This is a genomic window from Amycolatopsis sp. NPDC104863, assembly GCF_055582965.1.
In genome coordinates this window covers 1780600-1807503 of the sequence record NZ_JBVJOW010000001.1, presented here as the reverse complement: position 1 = coordinate 1807503, position 26904 = coordinate 1780600, and the positions used below count along the sequence as shown (strand labels likewise).

Here is a 26904-nt window from a genome sequence, read left to right as displayed (position 1 = left end):
CGCATGCTCGGAAACACCGGTCTGCCGCTGCCGCGGCTCGCCCGCCGCCGCTCCCCGGACCCGGGGACCGCCCTGCCCGACTTCGGGCTGCCCTGGCCCGGCCGCCGCCGGCACGCCTTCGCCGGCCTGGTCCTGACGGTGCTCGCCACGCTGCTCGTGCTGTTCGGGCTGCTCGCCCCGGACGACCTCACGTCCTTCTCCGCCGAGGCACTCGTGCGCGTGCCGGTGGAAGGGCTCATCGTCGCCGCGTTCGTGCTGGTCCTGCCGCCGCGGGCGCGGAACGTCGTCGCCGTGGCCGTCGGGCTCGTGCTGGGGCTGCTGACCCTGATGAAGGCCCTCGACACCGGCTTCTACGCGACGCTCGAGAAGCCGTTCGACCCGGTCTACGACTGGAGCTTCTTCCAGGCCGGCGTCGAGTTCCTCGCCGGGCAGATCGGCGAGATCGGCACGATCGCCGCGCTGGTCGGCGCCGGGCTGCTCGCGGTCGCCGTCATGGTGTTCATGGTCCTCGCGATGCTGCGCCTGACCCGGATCGCCGCCGGCCGCCGGACCGGGGCGACACGCGTGGTGGCCGTGCTCGGCGTGATCTGGATCGTCAGCTCGGTGTTCGGCGTCGAGATCGCGCCGGGGCAGCCGCTCGCCGCCCAGAGCGCCGCCGCGCTGGCCTACGGCGACCTGCGCCAGGTGGGCGCGGACCTGCGGGACCAGCGGCCCTTCGGTGAGATCGCCGCGGAGGACGCCTTCCGCACCACCCCCGGCGACCAGCTGCTGACCGGGCTGCGCGGCAAGAACGTCGTGCTCACCTTCGTGGAGAGCTACGGCCGGATCGCGCTCGACGACCCGGGTTTCGCCCCGAAGATCGGCGCGACGCTCGACGCGGGCACCGCGCAGCTGCGGGCCGCCGGCATCGGCGCGAAGAGCGCGTTCCTGTCCTCGGCGACGTTCGGCGGCGGGAGCTGGCTGGCGCACTCGAGCGTGCAGTCGGGGATGTGGATCGACAACCAGCAGCGGTACAACGACCTGCTCAGCAGCGATCGGCTGACCCTCGGCGGCGCGTTCCAGCGCGCGGGCTGGCGGACCGTCTGGGACGTGCCCGCGCACACGAAGGACTGGCCCGAGGGGCAGAAGTTCTACCACCCCGACGCCTACTACGACGCCCGCAGCATCGGCTACCACGGGCCGGGCTACGCCTACGCCACGATGCCCGACCAGTTCACGATGTCGATGCTGCAGCGCAACGAGCTCGCGAAGGCCGGGAAGCAGCCGGTGATGGCGGAGGTCGACCTTGTCTCCAGCCACGCGCCGTGGTCGCCGCGGCCCTGGCTCGTCGACTGGAACCAGGTCGGCGACGGCTCGGTCTTCGCCCCGCAGCCGGCGGCCGGCGAGGCGCCGGAGTCGGTCTGGAAGGACCCCGCGAAGATCCGGGACGCCTACCGCGACGCCACCGACTACTCGTTGAAGACGCTGATCTCGTTCGTGCAGAACTACGGCGACGACAACCTGGTGCTGGTGTTCCTCGGCGACCACCAGCCGCCGGTGGTCACCCCGCAGGGCGCGGTGCACGACGTGCCGATCACGATCGTCGCCAAGGACCCGAAGGTGCTGGACCGGATCTCCGGCTGGGGCTGGACCGACGGCCTGCACCCGGTCGCGCAGGCGCCGGTGTGGAAGATGGACTCCTTCCGCGACCGCTTCCTCACCGCCTTCGCCCACTGACCGTCCACTTCGGACATTTTGGTGGGTCGTCACCCGCCCGGCACGCCTTCGTGGGGCTGCCGGGCGGGGGTCCCCGTTACCGGGGTTTGCGTGAGCCTCCGGGGAACCGCTTCACCCTTCGCCATCCGTCCAGGGGCGTGGGCTAGCCCGGATGGAGCAGCGTGGTGACTTTCCGCTGCGTGGTTGTTCACTGGCCCGATGAATTGCCGGTAATTCTTCGGCGCTCCTATGCTCCTTTGTGTCGGGTTTCTCCGCGCTGAGGAGTAGTCATGCGAAGGAAATTGGCGGTTCTCGGGCTCGCTGTGTTTTCGCTGCTGGGACTTTCGGTCGTGCCCGCGGCGGCGGCCGGCGGCGATTTCGCGCCACCCGGCTGCTTCGGCGAGCGCTACGGGATCCTGTTCGGACAGGGCGTTTCGGTCAGTTGTTTCCCCGGTGAGGGGTACGGCTACCGGGTGATCGCGCAGTGCGCCAACGGCAACGCCTTCTGGTTCGTGGCCGGCGATTTCGTGCCCTACGGATTCGGTCCGGCGGTCGCGGAATGCTCCGGCGCGCTGCTGGTCCCGGCCCGGGTGGTCACTTACCACGTCGACGAGATCTGATTTCCGCGGCACCGTCCGGCCACCCGGAAAGGGGTGGCCGGGCGCTGCTGCGTCCGCGCAGGGTGTCAAACCGTGCGGCGGTCGTCCATCGCGTCGCGGTCCCAGTCGATTCCGAGCCCGGGTGTTTCCGGGGGCACCGCGTGCCCGTTTTCGACCGCCATTTCGGTCCGGGTGATGGCCCGCAGCTGCGGGATGTGCTCGACGTAGCGCCCGTTCGGGATCGCCGCGGCGAGGCTCACGTGCAGTTCCATCAGGAAGTGCGGGCAGACGTCGACGTTGGCCGCCTCGGCGAGGTGGGCGACCTTCAGCCACGGCGTGATGCCGCCGACCCGGGCGACGTCGGGCTGCACGATCGCCGCGGCCCCGCGGTGCAGGTAGTCGTGGAACTGCCCGATCGAGTACAGCGACTCACCCACGGCGATCGGGACCGGGGTCGACGCGGCGAGCCGGGCGTGCCCGGCCACGTCGTCGGCGGGCAGCGGCTCCTCCAGCCAGAACAGGTCGAGCGGGGCGAACGCGGCGGCCCGGCGGACGGCCTCGGCGGCCGTCATCGACTGGTTCGCGTCCACCATCAGGTCGAACCGCGGCCCGACGGCTTCCCGGACCGCGGTGAGCCGCTCGAGGTCCTCGCTCGCGTCGGGCTTGCCGATCTTCACCTTCACCCCGCCCCACCCGGTGGCCGCGGCGGCCTTCGCGCCCGCGACGAGCTCCTCGGTGCTCAGGTGCAGCCAGCCGCCTTCGGTGTCGTACAACGGAACCCGCGGCCGGAAACCGCCGGCGACGCGCCACAGCGGTTCGCCGGCGCGGCGGCACTTGAGGTCCCACAGCGCGGTGTCGACGGCGGCCAGCGCGAGTGAGGTGATCGCGCCGACGGTCGTCGCGCGGGTGGCGGCGAACAGGTCCCGCCAGATTGCCTCGACCAGCCGGGAGTCCCGGCCGACGAGCCGGGGGAGCAGGTGGTCGCGCAGCAGGGCGACGACGGAGCTGCCGCCGGTGCCGATCGTGTAGGAGTAGCCGAGCCCGCTGCCGCCGTCGGCCGTGGCCAGCTCCACGAACACGGTCTCCTGGGACACGAACGCCTGCACGGCGTCGGTCCGCGCCTGCTCGACCTCGACGTCGACGAGAAAGACCTCGGCCCGCGTGACGACAGCCACCGTTCCCCCTGCTCGCAGAATCCTATAGGAAATAGGATCTTGGCCCAGCAGGTCGGCGGCTGTCAACGCCCCGTGCTCGCGGGGGAGGGGACGGTCATGCACGTCTGCTGCCCCGCAGACTCCGGTTCGGGCCGTCGCCGGCGGGCGTGTGCTCTACTTGGTCCAGACCTTTTTGCAACGTTGTAAGGAAGGATCGGCACCTCCGGCGCGGCCGAGCGGGACTCGGTCGCGGCTCTTCGCTGTGCGCGGAACCCGTTGCGGTGCAACGCATTCATTTCTTGAGTCCGCAGTGGACAGTCGTTCGCCTCCGCGAATAGCGGACAGAAGACCGGACAAATCTGGACCATCCACCCGCCCCGCCGCACACTCGGCGAACGGTGTGTTTCTTTCCCCCGGCCTTGGAGGAGTTCCCATGCGTCGAAGAATCGCCCTCGCCCTCGGTGGCGCCGCCGTCCTCACGGCGTCGCTCGCCTCGGCGTCCTTCAGCCCCGCGGTCGCCTCGCCCGGGCTGATCGCCGCCATGCAGCGGGATTTCGGCCTGACCACCGCCCAGGCCGAAGCCCGGCTCGGCCAGGAGGCGACTGCGTCACGGGTGCTGCCGGCCGCCCAGCGCGCGGCCGGCGCGGCGTTCGGCGGCGCGTGGTTCGACCCCGCCCTCGGCAAGCTCGTGGTGGGCGTGACCGACCCGGCCGCGGCCGCCGCCGTCCGGCAGTCCGGCGCCGAACCCACCACCGCCCGGACCAGCGCGGCGAAGCTGGACGCGACCAAGGCCGCCATCGACGCTTCCGCGAAGGCGTCACCCGCGCCCGCGGCCGTCAGCGGCTGGCGCGCCGACCCGCGCGCCGGCAGCGTCGTCGTGACGCTGCGCCCGGGCGCGCACGGCGCCGACGTCGACGCCTTCCTCGCGAAGGCCCGCGCGGCGGGCCCGGTCACCGTGGCGACCGCGCCGGCGGCCGAGCCGTTCTCGGCCGGCACCGTCGGCGGCGACCCGTACTACATCAACGGCAACACACGCTGCTCGATCGGGTTCTCCGTGCAGGGCGGGTTCGTCAGCGCCGGCCACTGCGGCGGCGCCGGCAGCTCGGTCGTCGGCTGGGACGGCTCGGCGATGGGCACCTTCGCCGGTTCTTCCTTCCCCGGCAACGACTACTCGTTCATCCGCATCGGCAACGGCTGGTGGACCGCCCCGGTCGTGCTCGGCTGGGGCACGGTCAGCGACGCGCTCGTGCGCGGCTCCTGGGTCGCGCCGGCCGGCACGTCGGTGTGCCGCTCCGGCTCCACGACGCACTGGCACTGCGGCGTCGTCGAAGGGCTGAACGAGACCGTCAACTACTCCCAGGGCGCGGTCTACCAGGTGACCCGGACCAACGTCTGCGCCGAACCCGGCGACTCCGGCGGCTCCTTCATCACCGGTGACCAGGCCCAGGGCGTGACCTCCGGTGGCTGGGGCAACTGCAGCTCCGGCGGCGAGACGTGGTTCCAGCCGGTGAACGAGATCCTGCAGACCTACGGCCTCTCGCTCGTCACGGCGTGACGGCCGCGCACGGCACCGGTCGGGGATCCTAAGCTGGGCCGATGATCCCGATCGGTGTCGTGCGCACCGCCCGCACGGACCTCGAGCACACCCCCGTCCAGGCAGGCGCCAACCGCGCCGAAGAAGGTACGGTCGAGCTCGACGAGCGGTACGCCGAAGGCCTGGCCGGCCTGGCCGGGTTCGACTACGCGTGGCTGGTCAGCCTGCTGGACCGGCCCGACCGCCCGGCCGGCGCGCTGACCCAGGTCCCGTTCCTGCTCCGCCGCGAAGGCCGCCGGATGGGCATCTTCGCCACCCGTGGCCCGCGGCGGCCGAACCCGATCGGGCTCAGCCTGGTCCGGATCCTCGAAGTCCGCGGCGCCACGATCCGGTTCGCCGGGGTCGACCTGCTCGACGGCACCCCGGTGCTCGACGTCAAGCCGTACGTCACGCGGTTCGACCGGCCGCCCGGCGAGCCCGCCTGCGGCTGGTTCGACACCGTCGACGTCGCCGACGGCACCACTCCCGCGCAGCTGAGCGATGAATCCGGGAGCGGGCCCGAGTAGGTACCGGTGAGGCCGCGCCAGGAGGGCGCGCCACGACCACCGGGAGTTGTCATGAGCGTGACCGTCGTCGAGTTCGTCACCGTGGACGGCGTTGTGGAGGACCCCGACGGCTCCGGCGGCACGGCCACCGGCGGCTGGGCGTTCCGGCACGGCCGCGAGGCCGTCGCCGGGGACAAGTTCCGGCTCGGCCCGCTGCTCGAAACCGGGACGCTGCTGCTCGGCCGGACCACCTGGGAGCTGTTCTCGAAGCTCTGGCCGGAGCGCACGGACGAGTTCTCCCAGCGGATGAACTCGATCCCGAAGCTGGTGGCCTCCCACACGCTGACCGACGTCGGCGCGTGGCAGAACTCCTCGCTGCTGCAAGGAGAACTCGTCGACGAGGTGACGCGCGGGGAGCGCGACCTGATCGTCATCGGGTCGGTCGGGATCGCGCAGCTGCTGGCCCGCCGCGGCCTGGTCGACGAGTACCGCCTGCTCGTCTTCCCGAGCGTGGCAGGGTCGGGACGGCGGCTGTTCGACGGTTCGGCGTCCGCCGACCTGCGGCTGGTGTCGAGCACCCAGGTGGGTCCGGCAGTGCTCAGCACCTACCGGACGCGCTAGGTCCGCAGCAGGCTCGCGAACCAGCCGGCCAGCACCTGCTGGACTTCGGCGCGTGTGCGTGCGGGGTCGTCGGCCGAGGCGATCATCCTGGCCGCCTCCATCACCGCGCTGAGCACGAGCTGGGCCAGGGTCCGGACGGGCGTTTCGACGATCAGCCCGTCCGCCCTGGCCTGCTCCAGGACACCGGTGATGAGGCCGAGGCCGTACTCCGCCTCGATTTCGCGCCACACGTCCCAGCCCAGCACGGCGGGCGCGTCGGTCAGCGAAATTTGCTGGACCTCGTCACGCAGGCAGGCGTCGAGGAACACACCCAGGCCGAGGGTCATCCCGGTCAGCGGGTCCGGTCCCTGCGCGAACGCGACCTCGACCTCTTCGGTCAGCTCGCGTTCCAGCTCCTCGACGACGGCGCGGAACAAGCCTTGCTTGTCGGCGTAGTGGTGGTACAGCGCGCCACGGGTGACCCCGGCCTTGCGGGTGATCTCGTCGGCCGGGACGGCCTGGTAACCGCGGGCGGCGAACAGCTCGCGCGCAGCGGCGACCAGGGCGGCCTTGGTGCCGGTGGAACGGTCCTGCTGGGTACGTCGCACCCGCCTAATCTGCCATGACACCCGCGAACTCGACGACGTGGCGGGCCAGCACCACGGGCTGGTCTTCGGACAGGAACGTGTAGGCGTCGGCGACTTCGACGAGCTTCGCGTCCGGCAACAGCGCGGCGAGCCGATGGGCCAGCCGGATCGGGAACAGCTTGTCCTCGGCCGCCCAGGCCAGCAGCACCGGCCGGTCGAACGTGCGCAGGGCTTCGGCGGCGGCCAGGGTGTGGCGCGGGTGCACGTCCCGCAGGAGCTTGCGCAGGTCGCGGCGCACCCCGGCCGACTTCCGCAGCGGGGACAGGTAGGCCTGCGCGACGGCGTCGGGCAGCGGCCGCTTGACCACCCAGCCGAACAGCAGCGGCAGCGGGTGGAGCGCGCGGATCCGCAGCAGCTGGCCGAGCACCGCCATCGAACCGGGGATCCGGGCGATCGGCGGCAGCGCCTTGAAGATCGGCGGGAAAAAGTACTCGAAGCAGTCGGACGGCGTGAGCACGACCCGCCCGACCCGCTCCGGCCGGCGGCTGAGCAGCACCTGCGTCAGCGCGCCGCCGGTGTCGTTCGCGACGAGCGTGACGTCACGCAGGTCGAGCGCGTCGAGGAAATCCGCGATCAGGTCGGCGTTGCCGGGCACGGAGAGGTCGGCGTCCGCGCGCATCGGGAGGTCGTGCGCCCCGAGCGGCAGGTCGGGGGCCAGGCACCGGAACCCGGCCGCGGCGACGTCGGGCACGACCTTCCGCCACAGCTCGGCGTTCGTCAGCACGCCGTGGACGAACACGACCGGGGCGCCGGCGCCCCGCTCGAAGTACCGCACCTCGCCGGCGGGCAGCCGGACGCGGTGCTCCTGACCGAGGGACTCGCTGCGTGGCGTCATGCTCGCCAGGTTACATACAGGCCGTATGTATGTAAATGAGTGCGATGGCACCCCGGACTTGGCTTCGGGGAAAGGTCGGATCCGGGGGGCCACCGCCCGCGGGACGGCTGACACGACGTCCTGCGGTTTCCCCACCCTACGAACCGGCGGGCCGCCGGACCAGGCCTCGATGCGGTGTCGAAGGTTTGTCGCCCGGACGGTCGGCGGACCCACTGAGAGTGGGTTGACCGGCTCGGGTCACGCGCCTAGCCTGGAAGTTGAAACTTCAATCGATTGGGCACTGGAGCCGATGTCGATCTTCCGCCTGAACCACGCCGTGCTGTACGTCCGGAACCTGGCCGAGAGCGTCGCGTTCTACCGCGACCTGCTGGGCTTCGACTACATCGACGGCGGTGACGCGCACCGCGGCGCGGCCTTCCTGCGCGCGCCCGGCTCGACCAACGACCACGACCTCGGCCTCTTCGAACTCGGCTCGGAGGCCGCGGACTCGGGCGCCGGGCGGACGTCCGTGGGGCTGTACCACCTCGCGTGGGAGGTCGACACCCTCGGCGACCTCGAGCGGATCGCCGGCCGGCTCGAGGCGGCCGGCGCGCTCGTCGGCTCGTCCGACCACGGCACCACGAAGTCTTTGTACGCCAAGGATCCCAGCGGGCTCGAGTTCGAGGTCGTCTGGATCATCCCCCGCGAGCTGCTGACCGACGAGGACCGCGCCAAGGGCGGCGGCATCGGCCGGCTCGACCTCGCGGGGGAGCTGGCGAAGTACGGGCCCGACGCGCGCAGCGGCGTCGGGATCTCCCGTCCTTAAGCGGTGACGCGGGTTCCCGTCCGCTGCGAACTCCGTTGCAGGGCAGGAAGATTGCTCAGCGCGAAGCGGCCGGGGCCGACAAACGCGACGACCAGCAGGGCCCAGCAGAAGAGGGTGGCCGCTTCGCCGCCGTTCTGGATCGGCAGCAGCCCGTCCGGCAGGTGCGCGGTGAAGTAGGCGAAGGCCATCGAGCCGGAGCCGAGCACGGCGGCGTACCGGGTGCCGAGGCCGACGCAGACCAGGGCGCCGCAGACGAGCTGGATGACCGCGGCCCACCAGCCGGGCCACACGCCGACCGCGGCGGCCGCCTTCGCGCCGAACAGGCCGAAGAGCGTTTTCAAGCCGTGGCAGGCGAACAGGAAGCCGATGACGATGCGGTAGAGCCCGATGACGTGTTCGCGGGCGGGGTCCAGGCGGTGCATGGTGCCTCCGGTGACGGGGGGCGGGCGGCGTCGAACCGGCCGGGGGAGTCCGGCCGGCCACTGCGGATCGGGTCGTTTCAGATATACCGCTCGCCCGGCGTCACCACACCCCTTCGAAAGTCGTTTCGGGAAATTCCCTAGTAATTGCCCGAGGTGGAGCAAGTGTTCCGCCGATGACCGCCCAGTGGGAACTCTCCATTGCGGGGCAACGAGAAACCGCCGGACGGGTGATCCTGGAAATCGTGGTCCAGACCAGTTAGGAAACTGGTCCGGGTTTCGGCGATGTTTCCGATTCTTTTCGCCCGGGTGCGCCACCGGTAAGCGTTCGGCGGTATCGGCTCGCTCGCGGGCTCGGAACGGGTGCGCGACCGGCCTGTACGCCCGCCTCCCGGACGGCTAGCGTGGGCCGCGTGGAACAACGGCGCCACTCAGCCGGTCCTCGTGGCTGACGGCATCGAGCTTCGGCTGCGGACCCGGGCCTCGAGCGCGCTGGTGACGATCACCGGGGAGCTCGACCTCACCGGGTACCCCTTCCTGCGCGACGGCCTCCTGAAGATCGGCGCCGACGCTCCGCCCGGGCTCGTCGCCGACATCGACGGCCTGGAGCTGGGCGGCCGTCCGCCCGCCGTGTTCCCGTTCGTCGCCCGGCGGCTCGAGGAGTGGCCGGGCATCCCGATGGCGCTCGTCACCCGGCAGGCCGGGCACCTGCGCGCGTTCGCCAACTACGGCGTGGGCCGGTTCGTGCCCGTGCACGCGGACGTCGAAGCCGCCGAAGCCGCGCTGCCGGACCGGATCCGCCGGCGGGCCGAGCGGACGCTGAGCCGCGGGGAAACCGGCATCGCGCAGGCTCGGGCTTTCGTGCGCGACCAGGCCCGCGAATGGGGCGTGCCCGCCCTCGAATACGACGGGACGCTCATCGCGGCCGAGCTCGCCGACAACGCGTCCCGGCACACGTCGTCCGAACCGCGGCTGCGGCTCGAGCTCCGCCAGGACCTGCTGACCATCGCCGTGAGTGACGACGACCCGCGCCCGGCCGTCCTGGTCGAGCGGCCGGACATCCTGGAGCCCGGGCTGGGGCTGCGGATCGTCGCCCAGACCGCCCGGGCGTGGGGGAGCAGCACCCGCTGGACGGGCGGCAAGGTCGTCTGGGCGGTCCTGGCCCTGCCGGAACGCCGCCGGCCGCACTCGATCGGGCCCTGAGTCATCAGAGAAGGAACCCGGGTTGTGACCTGACTCATACGAACATGTTCGTTCCGAACGTGCTCGTTACGAACATGTTCGTTACAGTGGGGGCATGGCTCCGGAAAGCACCTACAACCGCCGGGAGCGCCCGGCGAAACCGGCGTTGACGCGCGAAGGCATCGTGACGACCGCCGTCGCCCTGATGCGGGCCGAAGGCGTCGAGCGCGTGACCATGCGCCGGCTCGCCAAGGAGCTCGACACCGGGGCCGCGTCGCTCTACGTCTACGTCAAGGACACCGAAGAACTGCACGCCGCGGTGCTCGACGAGCTGCTCGCCGAGGTCGACCTCGGCGGCGCTGGGGACTGGCGCGAACGCCTGTGGGCCGTGCTGGACTCCTACCGGTCGGTGCTGTTCGCGCACCCGAGCCTGGCCCGCGTCGCACTCGTCACCCGGCTCAGCGGGCCGCACTACCTGACCCTCGTCGAAGCGGTGCTCGCCCTGCTCGACGAAGGCGGCATGGCGCCGGGGCAGGCCGCCTGGGCGGTCGACGTCCTGCTGCTGACGGCCACCGCGACCGCCGCCGAGAACGGCGGCCGCCGGGAGAAGCCGGGCGCCGACCGCGAGCACGAGGACATGGTCGGCTCGCTGACCACCGCGTCCCCGGCGACCCATCCGCACATCGCCGCGCTGGCCGCCGACCTGGTGTCCGGCCCCGGCCCCGCCCGCTCGCGGTGGGCGTTCGACGCGCTGCTCAACGGCGCGTTCGCCACTCCGCGTCCCGAACCCGAGGAGTCCTGATGTCTTCCGTCACCATCGTCGGCGGCGGCCTGGGTGGTCTCACTCTCGCCCGCGTCCTGCACACCCGTGGGATCACGGCGACCGTCTACGAGCTCGACGCGTCCCCGACCGCCCGCGACCAGGGCGGCACGCTGGACCTGCACGAAGAGTCCGGCCTGCGCGCACTGGCCGAAGCCGGCCTGACCGAAGAGTTCCGCGCGGTCGCCCGGGAAGAGGGCGAGGCACTGCGGATCCTCGACCGGCACGGTGTCGTCCGGTTCGAGGAGACCGCCGAAGAGAGCGGCGGCACGCGGCCGGAGGTGGACCGCGGGAAGCTCAAGCGGATCCTGGTCGAGTCGCTGCCACCCGGCGTCGTCCGCTGGGGCACCAAGGTGACCGCGGTGGCGCCCGGCTCGATCACCCTGGACACCGGCGAAGTCGTCGAGTCCGGCCTGGTCGTCGGCGCGGACGGCGCGTGGTCGAAGGTCCGGCCGCTGCTGTCGGCCGCGGCGCCGGTCTACTCCGGGCTCTCCTTCGTCGAGGCTCATCTGTCCGATGTGGACACCCGGCACCCGGCCGCGGCGGCGCTCGTCGGCTCGGGCTCGATGTTCGCGCTGGCCGGCGGGAAGGGCCTGATCGCCCAGCGCAACGGCGGCGGCCGGATCCGCGTGTACGCCGCCGTGAAGACCGATGACCCTGCCGCGGTGACCGGCCTGGCCGACCGCGAACGGCTGCTCGAGCTCTTCGCCGACTTCGAGGCGGGGCTGCGGTCGCTCATCGTGGACAGTGACGACGGCCTGGTCCCGCGCCCGATCCACGCGCTGCCGGTCGGCCACCGCTGGGACCGGGTGCCGGGCGTGACGCTGCTCGGCGACGCCGCGCACCTGATGTCGCCGTTCGCCGGCGAAGGCGCGAACCTCGCGATGCTCGACGCCACCGAGCTGGCCCTCGCGCTGGCCGGGCACGACAACGTCGAAAGCGCTCTCTCGGCTTACGAAAACACGCTGTTCCCGCGGGCGGAAGAAGCGGCCCGCGACTCGGCGGACAACCTCGAAGCCTGCTTCCGGCCGGACGCGCCCGCCGCGATGGTCGACCAGATGCTGGCCCACGCCACCCACCACTGAAAGGCACCACGATGACCCGCACCTTGTCTCCCCACCCCGGGCTGGACATCTCCCTCGTCGACACCGGAAGCGGCACCCGGACCGTGCTGGCGCTGCACGGCGGCGCCGGCCCGCGGGGCGTCGAACCGATCGTCGAGCACTTCGCACCGGACACCCGCGTGCTCGCCCCGACCCACCCGGGCTGGGCCGGCACCCCGCGGCCGGACTGGTTCACCGGGGTCGACGACCTCGCCGTCACCTACCTCGACCTCCTCGACGACGAAGACCTCTCCGACGTCGTCGTGGTCGGCAGCTCCTTCGGCGGCTGGGTCGCGTCCGAAATGGCCGTTCGCGACCGCGGCCGGCGCCTCGGCGCGCTGGTCGTCCTCGACGGCATCGGCCCGGAGATCGAGGAGCAGCCGGTGCGGATGCCCGCGCCGCCGCCCGGCGCGCCCGGCCCGTCGGCCGACGACATGGCCGCGCTACGGGCCTACGCCGGCCCCGCGGTCGCCGACCCGAAGCTGCGGCGGCGGCTGGCCCGGGTCCGGATCCCGGCGCTGCTGGTCTGGGGCGCGGACGACGTCGTCGTCCCGCCGGCGTTCGGCAAGGCGTACGCGGCCGCGTTCCCCGCCGCGCGGTTCGAGGTCGTCGCGGGCGCGGGACACATGCCCCACCTGCAGGCTCCGGCCGAAACGTTCGGCTTGATCGACGAGTTTCTCGGCCGCGGTGAATCGATCACCCCTTAGGGTGGCTCCATGGTGGACGAAGAACTCGTCTCGGAGCGGATCCGGCAGATCGCCGCCACGCTGGCGGACCGGGCGGCTGAGCTGACCGGCGAGCTGGTGCAGCTCTACGCGAACGACCTGCCGCAGCTGGTCAACGACGACGAGCGCATGGTGAGCCTGCTGTCGGCGAGCGTCTACCAGAACATCGAGACCGCGCTGCAGATCTTCCGGCACGGCATCGACCCCGCGACCGTCGAGCCGCCGGCCGCGGCCATGGAGTACGCGCGGCGGCTGGCCCAGCGCGGCACGCCGGTGTTCGACCTGATCCGCGCGTACGACCTCGGGCAGGCCGCGATGCTCGACTTCGGGTTCCAGGAGTGCACCCGGCTGGTCGACGACGCGGCCCTGCTCGGGGCCATGATGCGCCGGCTGCTGAAGGTCGCCTACGAGTTCATCACCCGGGTGGTCCGCCAGCTCGTGAGCGTCTACCAGGACGAACGCGACCGGTGGCTGCTCAACCGGAGCGCCGCGCGGGCGGCGAAGGTGCAGGACCTGCTCGGGGACGGCGGCGGGCCGGTCGACGTCGACGCGGCGGAGGCGCTGATCGGCTACCGCCTGCGCGGCACGCACGTGGGGATGATCGTCTGGCACGCGGCGGAGGGCCACGCCGGTGACGCGCTGTCGGTGCTGGAGTCGGTCGCCGGCGCGGTGCTCGACCGCGTCCAGGGGCAGGGCCGGCCGCTGTTCGTGCCCCGCGACGAAGCCGGCGCGTGGGTGTGGCTCCCGCTCGCCGCGGGCGCGTCGGTCCGCCGCGAACACCTCGACGCGGCGCTCGAGCAGGCCGAACCCGGGGTGCGCGTGACCGTCGGTGACCCCGGCACCGGCGTCGACGGCTTCCGCGACACCCACCAGCAGGCCCGCCGGGTGCACGCGCTGGCGCTCGCGGCCGGCGAGCACTGCGACCGCGTGCTGACCTTCCGGGACGTCGGCACGGTGGCCCTGATGACGAGCGACCTGAACGCGGCCCGGCTGTGGGTCGCGAGCACCCTCGGCCCGCTGGGCGCCGACGACGAGAACTGCGCCCGGCTGCGCGAGACCCTGCGCGTCTTCCTGGCGACCGGCGGCAGCTACACCGCGGCGGCGGCCGAGCTGACGATGCACAAGAACTCCGTGCAGTACCGCGTCCGCAAAGCGCAGGAGCTGCTGCCGCGCGGGCTCGCCGAGGGCCGCCTGGACGTCGAGCTCGCCCTGAACCTGTGCCGCCGGCTGGGCGCGGCGGTGCTGGCCGCGGCCTGACGTTTGGTATCCCGGACCACCCCGGCCCAAGATCGTTGGGTCGGGAGCACGAAGCCGGGCTCGGCCGTTCGGCCTATCTTTCGGCTATGGGTGAAAACGGTGGAATGCTCGCGCTGGTGCGGCTACGCCGAGGCGTCGTCGGCGAGAGCAGACGAGTCTGTCACCTGATCCCCGTCCCGTCGGGCCCGGTGCCGGAGCACCTGACGGCCCTGTGCGGCGAGGCGATCCACCCGGGCGAGGCCGAGGTCCTGGACGGGGTGCGCGGGATGCCGTGTCACGCGTGCCTGCTCGAGAGCTCGCCGTCGGGACCGGGCCTGCTGGCCAACGCCGGTTAGCGCGGACCCCACGCCTACGCCTTCGGCGCGCCGGATGGCGCGGATTCGGCGCGCGCTGAATCGATTTTGCGAATGGCTGCGCCGAAACAAAACGTCGATCCGTGGTCGGTGAATATCCGACCGAGTCATCTCGAGTGCCCGTTACGTGGGGTAGTCACCCGAATGTCCACAGTGGCCGTCCGAGGGGGACAGCGGGCATTGGGAGTGTGGATCACGTGGGAAACTGCTACCTCCGGCCCGGGATCGATGGGCCATTCGGTGCAACTCTGCGGATTACGTATCCCACTTCGGCTTCGTGACCCTTAACCTGGCGTGATTCTTCGTCATGAATCGCACTGGGGAGTGAGATGAAGCCGACTTCACCGCCGTGGTTTTCGCGCGCCCACTCGCCTTCGGGAGCCGACGCCGAGCGATGACGCGAGCCGGCTGCATCAGACGTTTTGCAGGAATCGTCCGGCATTCGCCCGAGCGGATCGCGGTGCTCGAGCACGACTCGGCGGTGAGCTACACCCGGCTGGCCGGACTGGCCGGCGGGCACGCCGCCCGGCTGCTCGACGCCGGGGTCCGGCCGGGGGAGTTCGTCGGCCTGCTCACCGGGCACGGCACCGCCACGATCGCCGCGATCCTGGGCACCCTGTCCGCCGGGTGCGCCTACGTCCCGCTGGACCCGACGTTCCCGCGGGACCGGCTCGCCCACCAGGTCACGGCGGCGCGCGTGTCGGCCGTGCTCGCCGATCCCGAGCACGCCGACCTCGCGGAAGCCTTGTGCCGTAACGGGTCCGCACGGGTCGTCCGGTCCGGGTCGGACACCGCGCCGCTGCCGGTGCCCGACCCGGACCCGGACGCGCCGGCCTACGTGCTGTTCACCTCCGGGTCCACCGGCCCGCCCAAGGCGGTGGCGCAGACCCACCGCAACCTGCTGCACGTGGTGGACAACCAGATCACGACCCTCGCCGTCACCGCCGCCGACCGGCTCAGCCTGCTGGCCTCCTTCGGCTTCGACGCGGCGATCCCCGACCTGTACCCGGCGCTGCTGACCGGCGCCACCGTCGTGCCGGTCGACGTCCGCGCGCACGGCGTGGCCCACGCGGCGCGTGAGCTCGCGCGGCACGAGGTCACCGTCTACCACTCGACCCCGACGGTCTACCGCCACCTCCTCGACGCCTTCGACGGTGACCTGCCCTCGGTGCGGACCGTCCTCCTGGGTGGTGAGCAGGCCACCTACGCCGACGTCCGCCGCGGCCGGTTCGCCGCCGGTTGTGTGTACGTCAACGGTTACGGCGCGACCGAGGTGACCTTCGCCGCGCAGCACCGGCTGACCGCGGCCGACGTCGGCCCGGACGCGACCGGCCCGCTGCCGATCGGCGCCGCCCTGCCCGGCTACACCCTCACCGTGCTCGACGGCGGCGAGCTCGAGGTCAGCGGCCGGTACCTGGTCGACGGTTACTTCGGCCAGCCGAGCCCGGCCTTCGCGACCACCGCCGACGGCGTCCGCAGCTACCGCACCGGAGACCTCGGGCAGGTGCGGCCGGACGGCGCGCTGGTCTGCCTCGGCCGGCTGGACCGCCAGGTGAAGGTGCGCGGGTTCCGGGTCGAGCTGACCGAGATCGAGGCCCGGCTGGGTGAGCTGCCCGGCGTGGCCGAAGCGCGGGCCATCGTCCGCGACGGCGAACTGCTCGCCTACGTCGTCCCCGGGCCGGACGCGCGCCCGGACGGGCGAGCGTTGCGCACCAGGCTGGCCGAAGCCCTGCCCGCCCACGCGGTGCCGAACGCCGTGACCACCGTCCCGGCGTTCCCGCTCACCGTCACCGGGAAGCTCGACGAGGAAGCGCTTCCGGATCCGCGCCCGCCCGCGCCGGTCCCGGCCGAGCCGATGACACCGGCCGAGCGCCGGGTGCACACGATCTGGTGCGCGGTGCTGGGGCACGACCGCATCGGCGCCGACGACGCGTTTTTCGACGTCGGCGGGCATTCCCTGCTGCTGGGCCGGGTCCAGCAGCGGCTGGCGGCGGAGTTCGATGTGGACGTCCCGCTGCTCGGCCTGCTGGAACACCCGACGATCGCGGCACAGGCCGGCTACCTGGAACAGTCCACTTCGGACGCGCCGCGAGCCGTGGCCGGGACCGGCGACGAGGACGAGCCGGGCAGCGACCTGATCGCCGTGGTCGGGCTGGCCTGCCGCTTCCCCGGGGCGCCGGACGCGGCCGCGTTCTGGTGGAACCTCTGCGCCGGCGTCGACTCGATCCACGACTACACCGACGACGAGCTCGCCGCGCTCGGCATCGGTCCCGGCCTGCGCGCGGATCCCGCGCACGTCCGCGCCGGCGGCCGTCTCGACGGCATCGAAGACTTCGACGCGGCCTTTTTCGGCTTCACCGAAGAAGAAGCGGCCCGGACCGACCCGCAGCACCGCCTCTTCCTCGAGACGGCTTGGCGGGCGCTGGAGGACGCGGGCCGCGACCCGGCGCGGGAACACGGCCCGGTCGGGGTGTTCACCTCCGCCGGGGTGAACCGGTACTTCCTCTTCCACCTGTTCGGCAACCCGGCCGTGACCGGCGACGTCGACCCCGACGACTGGGAGGGCCGGCTCCTCGGCCGCCAGCTCACCGACCACCTGCCCGGCCAGGTCGCCTACCGGCTCGGGCTGACCGGGCCCGCGGTGGCCGTCCAAAGTGCCTGCTCCAGCTCGCTCGCCGCGGTCGGGCTCGCCGCGCAGAGCCTCGCCGAATACCGGTGCGACCTCGCGCTCGCGGGCGGTGTCAGCATCACGTGGCCGCGGTACCGCGCGGGCGGGATGGCGTCGCCGGACGGCCGGTGCCGCTCGTTCGACGTCGCGGCCGACGGCGCCGGGTTCGGCTCCGGCGCCGGGGTCGTCGTGCTGCGGCGGCTGTCCGACGCGCTCGCCGACCGGGACCACATCCACGCCGTGCTGCCCGGCTGGGCGATGACCAACGACGGTGCCGAGCGCGCCGGGTACGCCGTGCCGGGGCCGGCGGGCCAGGCGGCCGCCGTCGCCGAGGCGCTGGCCGTGGCCGAGGTCGACCCGGCCGACGTCCGGCTGATCGAGGCGCACGGCAGCGGCACCCCGCTGGGGGACGCCATCGAGGTCGCCGCGCTGAACCGGGTGTACCGGGACGTCCCGCCCGGCACGTGCGCGCTCGGCTCGGTCAAGACGAACATCGGGCACCTCGACGCGGCCGCCGGGGTGGCGGGCCTGCTCAAGACCGTGCTTTCCGTGCGCCACGGCGTGATCCCGCCCAGCCTGCACTTCACCGCACCGCACCCGGAGGCCGATTTGGCCGGCGGGCCCTGTTACGTGCCGGTCAAGGCGATCGACTGGCCGGACGCGCCGTGCCGGGTCGCCGGGGTCAGCGCGTTCGGCCTGGGCGGCACGAACGTCCACGTGGTCGTCGAGGAGGCGCCGGCCGCCGGGCCGCGGGTCACCGCCGACGGCCCGTACGTCCTGCCGGTGTCCGCGCGGGACCGCGAAGCCCTGCTCGAGACGCTTTCCGCGCTGCGGGAGCGGCTCGCCGCCGACCCGCCCGAGCTCGCCGACGTCGCCTACACGCTCGCGGTCGGCCGCCGCGAGTTCGCCTGCCGCGCCGCCGTGGTCGCGACGACCGCGGCCGAAGCGGTCGACGCTCTCGACACCCTCCTGACCGGCGAGGACAACCTGGCCGGACCGCCCGGCGCGGCCCGGGAGCTCGCCGCCCGCTGGCTCGGCGGCGACACCGTCGACTGGGCCGCCCGCCACGACGGCGCGGAGCCGGGCCGGGTGCCGCTGCCCGGGCACCCGTTCCACCGCGGCAGGTTCTGGATCGACCCGCCGGTCCCGGGTGACCACCCGTGATCCGCACCCTTCACCGCCCGGCCGCCACCGCGGTCCCGGGCCGCACACCGAACTGGGGAGTTCACCGTGACCGACACGCTGCCCTTCGCGGGCATCCACGGCCCGTCACTGTCCTGTCCGGACACCACGGTCGCCGGCCTGGTCCTGGCGCAGGCCGCACGGACGCCGGACGCGCTCGCCGTCCGGCAGGGCGAAAGCCGGCTCACCTACGCTGAGCTCGTCGCCGCGGCCTGGGGTGTGGCGGCGGCCCTGCGCGAGCGTGGCGCCGGCCCGGAAACCCGGGTCGGGGTGTGCGCGCACCGGCGGCCCGCGCTGGTGCCCACCGTGCTCGGGGTGCTGCTGGCCGGCGGCTGTTACGTCCCGCTCGACCCGGGCGGCCCGCGGGCCCGGCTGACCACGATCACCGCCGACGCCGGGGTCTCGCTCGTGATCGGGGACGCCGCCGTCGCCGAATTCGGGGCGGTGGCAGGGATCGAGGCGCTCGACGTCCCGCCGCCCGCGGCACCCGGCAGCTGCCCGGCCGGTCCGGAGAACACCGCGCACGTGCTCTACACGTCCGGCTCGACCGGCCGGCCGAAGGGCGTGCTGACCAGCCACCGCAACGTCGTCGCGTTCGTCACCGGGTTCGCGGACCGGCTCGGGGTCGGCCCGGGCACGCGGGTGCTCGGCATTTCTTCGCTCGGGTTCGACGCCTTCACGATGGACGTCTTCGTGCCGCTGGCCGTCGGCGGGTCCGTGCAGCTGGCCGGCTCGGCCGACCGGGCCGACCCGGAACGGCTGCGCAGTTTCGTCGTCGAGCACGACGTCGACTGGGGGTTCATCACACCGACGTTGCTGTCGCTGCTCGACCCGGCGGACGTGCCCGGCTGGCGGATCGTCGCCTGCGGCGGTGAGCCGGTGCCCGCCGAGCTGGCCGCCCGCTGGCTGCCCGGCCGCCGGTTCTTCAACGTCTACGGCCCGACCGAGACGACGGTCGTGGTGGTCACCGACGAGGTGACCGGGCTGCCGGCCGACCCGCTGCCGCTCGGCACCCCGACGCCGAACCACCGCGCGCACGTCGTCGACGACCACCTGCGGCCGGTGCCGCCGGGTGAGATCGGCGAGCTGCTCATCGGCGGCCCCGGCGTGGCCGCCGGCTACCTCGGCAGCCCGGAGCTGACCGCGCGGAAGTTCGTCGACGACCCGCACGAGCCGGGGGAGCGGGCCTACCGCACCGGCGACCTGGCCCGGCTGCGGCCGGACGGCCGGCTCGAGTTCGCCGGGCGGGCCGACCGGCAGGTCAAGGTCCGCGGGCAGCGGATCGAGCTGGGCGAGGTCGAAGCCGCGCTCGCCACACACCCGGGGGTCGACGCCGTCACGGTCGAAGCCGTGCCCGGCCCCGGCGGCACCCGGCTGGTGGCGTTCCTCGCCCCGGCGTCGGCACCGTCCGATGAGGACATCCGCGCGCACGCAGGGGACCGGCTCACCGAGGCGATGCGCCCGGCGGTGATCCGGCGGTTCGCCACGCTGCCGGTCAACACCGTCACCGGCAAGGTCGACCGGCCCGCGCTGCGCGCCCTCGCGGACACCCCGGTCGAGGTCGCGCCCGAATCCGCGTCTCCCGTGGCCCGGGTGTGGCGGCAGGTGCTCGGCGCGGCCGCCGGACCCGACTTCCTCCTGGCCGGCGGCGACTCGATCGCCGCGATGCGCCTGGTCGCGGCCCTGCGCTCGGAGCTGGCCGCCGACGTCTCCGTCGAGGACGTCTTCGCCGGGCGGACCCTCACCGGGCTCGAACGGCGGGTGGCCGCGGCCGCCCCGCTCACCGGGCCCGGCCTGACCACCGGGCACGCGCCCGCGTTGTCCCCTCCGCAGCGTCGGCTGTGGTTCCTCGACCAGCTCGCCCCCGACGCCGCGCCGTACAACATCACCATGGCGTTCCGGCTGTCCGGCCCGCTGGACGTCGGCGCGCTGCGGACGGCGTTGCGGGCGGTCGCCGAACGGCACGACGTGCTGCGCTGGCGGATCCGCCCGGTCGACGGTGTCCCGCGGGCCGACTGCCTGCCGGTCGACGACGTTCCCGTGCCGATGACCAGCCTGATCGAGCCGTTCCTCGCCGACCGGCTGGCCGTCGACGCGGCGACACCGCTTCACCTCGAGCGCGAGCCGCCGTGGCGGGTCCGGCTCTACCAGCTCGGCCCGGACGACCACGTCCTCGGCTTGACTCTGCACCACGCCGTGTTCGACGGCTGGTCGCAGGAGCTGCTCTGCGCCGATCTCGCGGCTGCCTACCGCGGCGAGGAACTGCCGCCGCTCCCGGCGTCCTATGCGGACTACGCGGCGTGGCGTGCGGACCGGGACGGCCGCCGGGAAGCCGTGGACCTCGCCTGGTGGACCGAGCACCTGGCCGGTGCGCCGTCCACAGTGGACCTTCCGCGGGACCGGCCGCGTCCCGCCGTGCAGACCTACCGTGGCGCGAGTGTGCACCAGGCGTTTCCGGACGGAGCCGCCGACGCCGTCCGGGATCTCGCCGCGCGCACCGGGACCACCCGGGCCGGGGTGCTGCTGGCGGCGTTCGGGCAGCTGCTGCACCGGCTCACCGGCGGGGACGACCACCTGGTCGCCACGGTCGTCGCCGATCGGCAGCTGCCCGAGACCCAGCACCTCGCCGGGTTCTTCGTGGACATCCTGCCGGTGCGGTTGCGGGCGGACGACAACGCGGACTTCGCCACGCACGCCCGGCGCGGCGGGGCCGAGCTGCTGGCCGCGACCGCGCACCCGGCGGCGTCTCTCGAGAAGCTGGTGGAGGCGCTGGGTGTCGGCCGCGACCCCGCGCAAGCCCCGCTGGTGCAGGTGATGGTGAACATCCTGAACTTCACCGAGCCGCGCCTGGACCTGCCCGGCGTGCGGGCCGGCTGGCTGCCCGTCGAGAAGCCGGGCTCGCCGTTCGACCTGACCGTCTACGTCCTCGGTGACGGCGTCGAGCTGCTCTACAACCCCGACCTGTTCGACGCCGCCCGGATGACCGCGCTCGCCGCGGACTACGCGGACCTGCTCGCCGGGCTGGCCGCCGCGCCGGACCGGCCGGTCGGGACCTGCCTGCCCGCGACCCCGCGGCCCTCGGTGCGCACGGCCGCGCCGGACGCGATGACCCGCGCGCGGCCGGCGCCCGCTCCGGAGGTCACCGACGTCGCCGTGCTCGCCGCCGCCGAGGCGGTGATCGCGCAGGCCTGGCGGGAGGTGCTCGGCGTCGGAAGTGTGGGTGTCACCGACAACTTCTTCGACGTCGGCGGCCATTCGCTCGCCCTGATGAAGGTGCACGCGCTGCTCATCGACCGGCTCGGTCGCCGGATCCCGGTCGTCGAGCTGTTCAGCCACCCCACCGTCCGCGCCCTGGCGGCCTACCTGCACGCCCGGCCCGGGACCAGCCCCGAACTGGCCCGCGCCGCCGAGCGTGTCGCCGCCCGCCGGGGACGCACGCCGTCCAGAAGACCCCGCCGCAGTGCCGGCACGACCGGCCAGGAACAGGAGCCAGCCCAGTGACCCACGACCCCGAACCCGGCGCCGAGCCGATCGCCATCGTCGGGATGGCCGCCCGTGTGCCGGGCGCCGGTGACCTCCGGCAGTTCTGGCGCAACCTCGTCGACGGTGTCGAGTCCATCAGGCCGGCCGGCCGCGAGGAGCTGCTGGCCCGCGGCGCCGACCCGGCCACTTTGGACGATCCGAGCTGGGTCAACGCGACCACGGTGGTCGACGGCTTCGACGAGTTCGACGCCGAGCTGTTCGGCATGACCAGCCGTGAAGCCGAGATCACCGACCCGCAGCACCGCGTGTTCCTCGAAGCCTGCCACTCGGCGCTGACCGACGGCGGGTACGACCCGGCCCGCTACCGCGGCGCGATCGGCGTCTACGGCGGCACCGGGCGGACCGGCTACCTGATCGAGAACCTGCTGCGCAACAAGCGTGTGATGGCGTCGCAGCACGGCGGCATCGGGATGTCGACCGGCAACCAGCCGAGCTACCTGACGACATCGGTGTCCTACAAGCTGAACCTGCGCGGCCCGAGCCTGGCGCTGCACACGGCGTGCTCGACGTCGCTGGTCGCGGTGCACCTGGCGTGCGAAGCGCTGCGCAACGGCGAGTGCGACATGGCGCTGGCCGGCGGCGTGAACCTGGAGATGCCGCACGGCATCGGGTACATGGGCGTCGAGGGCTTCACCTCGCCGGACGGGCACGTCCGCGCGTTCGACGCCGGCGCCAACGGCACGGTGTGGAGCAGCGGGGTCGGCGTGGTGCTGGTCAAGCGGCTGGCGCAGGCGCTCGAGGACGGCGACCACATCCGGGGCGTGGTGCTGGGCAACGCGATCAACAACGACGGCGCCACGAAGGTCGGCTTCTCGGCGCCGAGCGTCGCCGGGCAGACCGAGGCGATCGCGCAGGCGGTCGGCATGGCCGGGGTCGACCCGCGCACCATCGGCTACGTCGAGGCGCACGGCACCGGGACCGCGCTGGGCGACCCGATCGAGGTCACCGCACTGTCCACTGTGTACGGCCACGGCGTGCCGGACACCGGCTGGTGCGCCCTCGGCTCGGTGAAGTCGAACATCGGCCACCTGTCCCAGGCCGCCGGCGTCGTCGCGCTGATCAAGACCGTGCTGATGATGGAACACGGGCTCATCCCGCCGACGATCAACTACGACGAGCCCAACCCGGGCATCGACTTCCCGCGCAGCCCGTTCTACCCCGCGCGGACGGTGACGAAGTGGGAGGCGGCCCAGAACCCGCGGCGGGCCGGCGTCAGCTCGTTCGGGGTCGGCGGGACCAACGCGCACGTCGTGCTGGAGGAGGCCCCGGCGCCGCAGCGCACCCGCCGCCCGCACCCGGCGCACCTGCTGCGTGTCTCCGCCAAGACCGGGGAAACGTTGTCCGCCGCGGTCGAGCGGCTCGCCGACCGGCTGGCCGGGGACGTCGACCTCGACCTGGCCGACGTCGCGCACACCCTCGCGGCCGGCCGCACCGAGTACCCGCACCGCGCGGCCGTCGTCGTCCGGGATCCGGAGGACGCGGTCGACGGCCTGCGCGACGCACGCCGTCTGGGCACGGCGCAAGCTGATGAGCTCAAGGTGGCGTTCCTGTTCTCCGGGCAGGGTTCGCAGTACGCGGGGATGGGCGCCGAGCTGTACCGCTCCGAGCCGGTGTTCACCGCGGCCGTCGACGAGTGCTGCGAGCTCGCCGGGGTGCCGGGCCTGAAGGAGCTGATCTTCGACCGCGGCGGGGACGCCGCGTTGCGGGAGACGCGGTTCACCCAGCCCGCGCTGTTCGTCGTCGAGTACGCGCTGGCGAAGCTGTGGCAGAGCTGGGGTGTGCGGCCGGGCGCGATGATCGGGCACTCCGTCGGGGAGTACGTCGCGGCGACCGTGGCCGGGGTGTTCGGCCTGGCCGACGCGCTGCGGCTGGTCGTCCGGCGCGGTGAGCTGATGCAGGCGATGCCCGCCGGGGCGATGCTCGCGGTCCAGCTCGACGAAGAGGCGGTCGCGAAGCGGCTGCCCGAGGGGCTCGCGATCGCCGGGGTCAACGGGCCGGGCACCTGCGTGGTCGCCGGGCCGGCGGACGCCGTGGCTGACTTCGCCGCGCTGCTCAAGGCGACTGACGTCCAGTGTCGTGAGCTGGTGACGTCGCACGCGTTCCACTCGCCGATGATGGACCCGATCCTGGCCGAGTTCACCGAAGCCGTCGCCGCGGTGCCGCGGTCGGCGCCCACTCTGCCGTTCCTGTCGAACCTCACCGGGGACTGGATCACCGACGCCCAGGCCACCGACCCGGGGTACTGGGCCGCGCACCTGCGGCAGGCGGTCCGGTTCGGCGACTGCGTGCGGACGCTGTTCGCCGGCGGCGAGCGGTGGGCGCTCGTCGAGTGCGGCCCGGGCCACCAGCTGGCCGGGCTGGCCCGCGGCCAGGTGCCGAAGGGCCTGCCCGCGCCGCAGCCGAGCCTGCCGGGACGCACCGAGCGGGAGGGTGACGTCGAAACGCTGTACGCGGCGGCCGGTCTCTTGTGGACACACGGCATTGCCGTGGACTCCCTGGCGCCCGGCTCGCGGGTGCCACTGCCGGGGTATCCCTACGCACGCAAGCGGTTCTGGGTCGACCCCGACCCGGCGGACGCGGCTGTCGAGCCGGTGCGGCCCAGCGGGCCGTCGCCCCTCGACGAGTGGTTCGCCGTGCCGTCGTGGCGCCAGGCCGGTCCGGAGCTGCGGCGCGAGCCGTTCGGGTCGTGCCTCGCGTTTGTCGACGACGACGTGCTGCCCGGCCTGCTGCGGGACGCCGGGGTTGTGGTCACCGAGGTCCGGCCGGGCGCGGAGTTCACCGTCACCGGAACCGGCTTCACCGTCCGGCCCGGGGTCCGTGAAGACTACGACGCCCTGGTCACCGCGCTCGGCGTCCGGCCGGAGCGGATCGTGCACGCGTGGACGCTCGGCGGCGCCGAGACCGGCATGGCCGCCCAGGACCGTGGGTTCTTCAGCGTCCTCACCCTGGTCCAGGCCTGGGGTGAGCCGGTGCGGATCGACCTGCTGAGCAGCGGGACCGCCGACGTCACCGGCACCGGCCTGACCCGGCCCGAGCACACGACGCTCGCGGGCATCGCGCGGGTGCTGCCGCTGGAGGTCCCCGGCACGGTGGTCCGGCGGATCGACACGAGCGCCGTGTCCGCCGAGGTCGTCACCGAGCTGTTCGCCCCGGCGGACGCCCCGGCCGAGGTGGCGCTGAGCGCCGGCCGCCGCTGGGTCCTCGAGCACACGCAGCTCACGGTTCCGGAAGTGGCAACACCGGTGCTGCGGGACGGCGGCCGGTACCTCATCACCGGGGGGACCGGCGGCATCGGCGTCACCCTGGCCGAGGACTTCGCCCTGCGCGTCCGGGCGAAGCTGATCCTGCTGACCCGCGGTGGTCTCCCGCCGCGGGAGAAGTGGGACGCCCACCTGGCCGCGTCCGGCGGCGCCGACCGGGCCGGGCGCGCGATGCTCGCGATCCGGCGGATGGAGGCCGCCGGCGCGGTGGTGCACGTGCTCGCCGCCGACGTCACCGACCCGGCACGGCTGCGGGAGGTCCGCGAGCTGGCCGAGCGCGAGTTCGGCGGGCTGGACGGCATCGTGCACGCGGCCGGGCTGCCTGGCGGCGGGGTCGCGGAGGTCAAGGAGCGGGCGGCCGCCGAAGCGGTGCTCGCCCCGAAGATCGCGGGCACCCTGGCGCTGGCCGAGGTGTTCGCCGACCGGCCGATGGACTTCGTCGCGCTGTGCTCCTCGGTCACCGCGGTCTCCGGCGACTTCGGGCAGGTCGACTACTGCGCGGCCAACAACTTCCTCGACGCCTACGCCCGCGGTGACCACGGCTGGCGGGCCCGGGTCGTCGCGCACGACTGGGGCGGCTGGGACGAGGTCGGCATGGCCGCCGAGGTCGCCGCGCCGACCGCGATCCGCTCCACCCGCACCCGGGCGGACGGCCCGGTCACCCACCCGGTGCTGACCACCCGCACGGGCGACGGCTGCCACGGGCTGGTGTCGGCGGCCGGGCACTGGCTGCTCGACGAGCACCGGATCGCCGGGGTCCCGGTCGTGCCGGGCACGGGACACCTGGAGACCGTCCGCGCCGCGGTCGAGGCGACGCTGCCGAAACCGGCCGACGGCCACGTCGTCGAACTGCGCGACGTCGCCTTCCTGGAGCCGTTCTCGATGCCCGAGGGCACGGTCGCGGAGTACCGGGTCGGCTTCGACGGTGACGGCTTCACGGTGACCAGCCGCGCGGCCGGGGTGACCAAGGTGCACGTCCGCGGCTCCGCGGGCTGGGTCCCGGCCGCGGTGATGTCCACTGTGGACCTCAACGCCGTGCGTGCCCGGACGAGCGTGCTCGACGACGGCAACGCCTTCGGCACCGGCCGGACCAGCATGGTCACCTTCGGCCCGCGCTGGGCCGCACTGCGCACCCACCACGTCGGCGCGCACGAAGAACTGGCATCGCTCGTCGCGCCGGTCTTCGACACCGGCTGGGGGCTGCACCCGGCGTTGCTCGACGTCGCGACGGCGTTCGGCCGCGGCCGGGGGAGCGGCACCTACCTGCCGATGAGCTACGGCCGGGTGGTGGTGCACGACGTTCTGCCGGCGAGCTTCCACAGCCACCTGCGGTACCGCGACGGCGGCGGTGACCAGGTGATCGCCGCGGACCTGACCCTGTGCGGCGACGACGGCCGGGTGCTGGTCGAGATCGAGGACTTCGTGCTGCGCCAGGTGGACGAAGGCGCGGTCAGCGGCGGGCTCACGGCGGCCGCGGCGAAGTCCACTGTGGACTCGGCCGGGATCCGGCCGGTTGACGGCGCCGAAGCGTTCCTGCGGGCGCTGACGCCCGGGCTCGGCGGCCAGGTCGTGATCAGCACCCGCCCGGTGCGGGAGCTGTTCGCCCGCCGGGTGACCGCGGAGTCGCTGGAAGAGACCGACGTCGCCGAGCCGGTCGTGCCGCAGTCCGAGGACGACTACGTCGCCCCGCGCACGGACCTCGAAGCGGAGATCGCCCGGCAGTGGGCCGAAGTCCTCGGTGTCGAGCGCATCGGCATCCACGACGACTTCTTCGCCCTCGGCGGCAACTCGCTCGTCGCCATCCAGCTGATCGCGCAGGTCCGCAAGACCACCGGCGCGCGGCTGGCGATGAAGACGCTGTTCGAATCCTCCACGGTGGCCGCCCTGGTCGAGCGGATCGAGGAGCTGCGCGCCGGCGCCGCACCCGCCGCCGAACCCACCCCGGCCGCCATCCCCAAGCTCGAGCGCTGAAGCAGGA

Annotated in this window: 19 protein-coding genes; 15 read left to right on the top strand and 4 right to left on the bottom strand. The window is 73.3% G+C overall.

Features of this window, described 5'->3' with window-relative positions:
• Positions 1-3 precede the first annotated feature (3 nt).
• A complete protein-coding gene (locus ACZ63J_RS07975) occupies positions 4-1716 on the top strand; it encodes an alkaline phosphatase family protein (RefSeq protein ID WP_465398574.1) in 1713 nt (570 codons plus the stop codon).
• 269 nt (positions 1717-1985) lie between these two features.
• Positions 1986-2315: a hypothetical protein gene (locus ACZ63J_RS07970; RefSeq protein ID WP_465398573.1), complete on the top strand. Its 330-nt coding sequence runs from the start codon at positions 1986-1988 to the stop codon at positions 2313-2315.
• 65 nt (positions 2316-2380) lie between these two features.
• Here the strand turns inward: ACZ63J_RS07970 and ACZ63J_RS07965 are convergent, their stop codons facing one another.
• Positions 2381-3469, bottom strand: a complete 1089-nt coding sequence (locus ACZ63J_RS07965; protein WP_465398572.1) for a mandelate racemase/muconate lactonizing enzyme family protein — start codon at positions 3467-3469, stop codon at positions 2381-2383.
• Positions 3470-3881: 412 nt separating this feature from the next.
• Between ACZ63J_RS07965 and ACZ63J_RS07960 the strand changes: the two genes are divergently transcribed.
• Genes ACZ63J_RS07960 through ACZ63J_RS07950 form a run of 3 tightly spaced genes read left to right on the top strand, consistent with a single transcriptional unit; the run spans position 3882 to position 6148 of the window.
• The gene (locus tag ACZ63J_RS07960) at positions 3882-5003 is read left to right on the top strand and encodes a S1 family peptidase (RefSeq protein WP_465398571.1); all 1122 of its coding nucleotides are present in this window, start codon (positions 3882-3884) and stop codon (positions 5001-5003) included.
• A gap of 41 nt (positions 5004-5044) precedes the next feature.
• The gene (gene tsaA / locus ACZ63J_RS07955) at positions 5045-5548 is read left to right on the top strand and encodes a tRNA (N6-threonylcarbamoyladenosine(37)-N6)-methyltransferase TrmO (RefSeq protein ID WP_465398570.1); all 504 of its coding nucleotides are present in this window, start codon (positions 5045-5047) and stop codon (positions 5546-5548) included.
• A 51-nt stretch (positions 5549-5599) separates the two neighbouring features.
• Positions 5600-6148 (top strand): dihydrofolate reductase family protein, encoded by a 549-nt coding sequence (locus tag ACZ63J_RS07950; protein ID WP_465398569.1) that lies wholly within the window; start codon positions 5600-5602, stop codon positions 6146-6148.
• Here ACZ63J_RS07950 and ACZ63J_RS07945 read toward each other — a convergent pair.
• Complete coding sequence (locus tag ACZ63J_RS07945; RefSeq protein WP_465398568.1) at positions 6145-6735, bottom strand: TetR/AcrR family transcriptional regulator; 591 nt, start codon at positions 6733-6735, stop codon at positions 6145-6147. The two genes, ACZ63J_RS07950 and ACZ63J_RS07945, sit on opposite strands and share 4 nt — an antisense overlap.
• Positions 6736-6739: 4 nt before the next feature.
• Positions 6740-7609 carry an alpha/beta fold hydrolase gene (locus ACZ63J_RS07940; protein ID WP_465398567.1) on the bottom strand — a complete coding sequence of 290 codons (870 nt, stop codon included), beginning with the start codon at positions 7607-7609 and terminating at the stop codon, positions 6740-6742.
• Positions 7610-7898: 289 nt separating this feature from the next.
• Here ACZ63J_RS07940 and ACZ63J_RS07935 point away from each other — a divergent pair, with 289 nt between their 5' ends.
• Positions 7899-8414 (top strand): VOC family protein, encoded by a 516-nt coding sequence (locus ACZ63J_RS07935; RefSeq protein WP_465305540.1) that lies wholly within the window; start codon positions 7899-7901, stop codon positions 8412-8414.
• Here the strand turns inward: ACZ63J_RS07935 and ACZ63J_RS07930 are convergent.
• Complete coding sequence (locus tag ACZ63J_RS07930; protein ID WP_465305538.1) at positions 8411-8836, bottom strand: DoxX family protein; 426 nt, start codon at positions 8834-8836, stop codon at positions 8411-8413. The genes ACZ63J_RS07935 and ACZ63J_RS07930 overlap by 4 nt on opposite strands.
• A gap of 441 nt (positions 8837-9277) precedes the next feature.
• On the opposite strand from ACZ63J_RS07930, the gene ACZ63J_RS07925 reads away from it, so the two are divergent.
• From ACZ63J_RS07925 to ACZ63J_RS07885, 9 genes are all read left to right on the top strand, one after another.
• Positions 9278-10036, top strand: a complete 759-nt coding sequence (locus ACZ63J_RS07925) for an ATP-binding protein (protein ID WP_465398566.1) — start codon at positions 9278-9280, stop codon at positions 10034-10036.
• Between the two features lie 94 nt (positions 10037-10130).
• The gene (locus ACZ63J_RS07920) at positions 10131-10817 is read left to right on the top strand and encodes a TetR/AcrR family transcriptional regulator (RefSeq protein ID WP_465339808.1); all 687 of its coding nucleotides are present in this window, start codon (positions 10131-10133) and stop codon (positions 10815-10817) included.
• Positions 10817-11920, top strand: coding sequence for an FAD-dependent oxidoreductase (locus ACZ63J_RS07915; RefSeq protein ID WP_465398564.1), 1104 nt, complete (start codon positions 10817-10819; stop codon positions 11918-11920). Before ACZ63J_RS07920 ends, ACZ63J_RS07915 begins: the two co-directional genes overlap by 1 nt.
• 11 nt (positions 11921-11931) lie before the next feature.
• Positions 11932-12645, top strand: a complete 714-nt coding sequence (locus ACZ63J_RS07910) for an alpha/beta fold hydrolase (protein WP_465398563.1) — start codon at positions 11932-11934, stop codon at positions 12643-12645.
• 9 nt (positions 12646-12654) lie between these two features.
• Positions 12655-13920: a PucR family transcriptional regulator gene (locus tag ACZ63J_RS07905; RefSeq protein ID WP_465305527.1), complete on the top strand. Its 1266-nt coding sequence runs from the start codon at positions 12655-12657 to the stop codon at positions 13918-13920.
• 104 nt (positions 13921-14024) lie between these two features.
• Positions 14025-14255 carry a hypothetical protein gene (locus ACZ63J_RS07900; protein WP_465305653.1) on the top strand — a complete coding sequence of 77 codons (231 nt, stop codon included), beginning with the start codon at positions 14025-14027 and terminating at the stop codon, positions 14253-14255.
• Between the two features lie 412 nt (positions 14256-14667).
• A complete protein-coding gene (locus ACZ63J_RS07895) occupies positions 14668-18105 on the top strand; it encodes a beta-ketoacyl synthase N-terminal-like domain-containing protein (RefSeq protein ID WP_465398562.1) in 3438 nt (1145 codons plus the stop codon).
• A gap of 66 nt (positions 18106-18171) precedes the next feature.
• On the top strand, positions 18172-21624 hold the full coding sequence (locus tag ACZ63J_RS07890; RefSeq protein WP_465398561.1) for an acyl carrier protein: 3453 nt from the start codon (positions 18172-18174) through the stop codon (positions 21622-21624).
• Entirely contained in the window at positions 21621-26897 is a 5277-nt protein-coding gene (locus ACZ63J_RS07885) for a type I polyketide synthase (protein WP_465398560.1), read from the top strand. The genes ACZ63J_RS07890 and ACZ63J_RS07885 overlap by 4 nt, the downstream gene beginning before the upstream one ends.
• Positions 26898-26904: the final 7 nt, after the last annotated feature.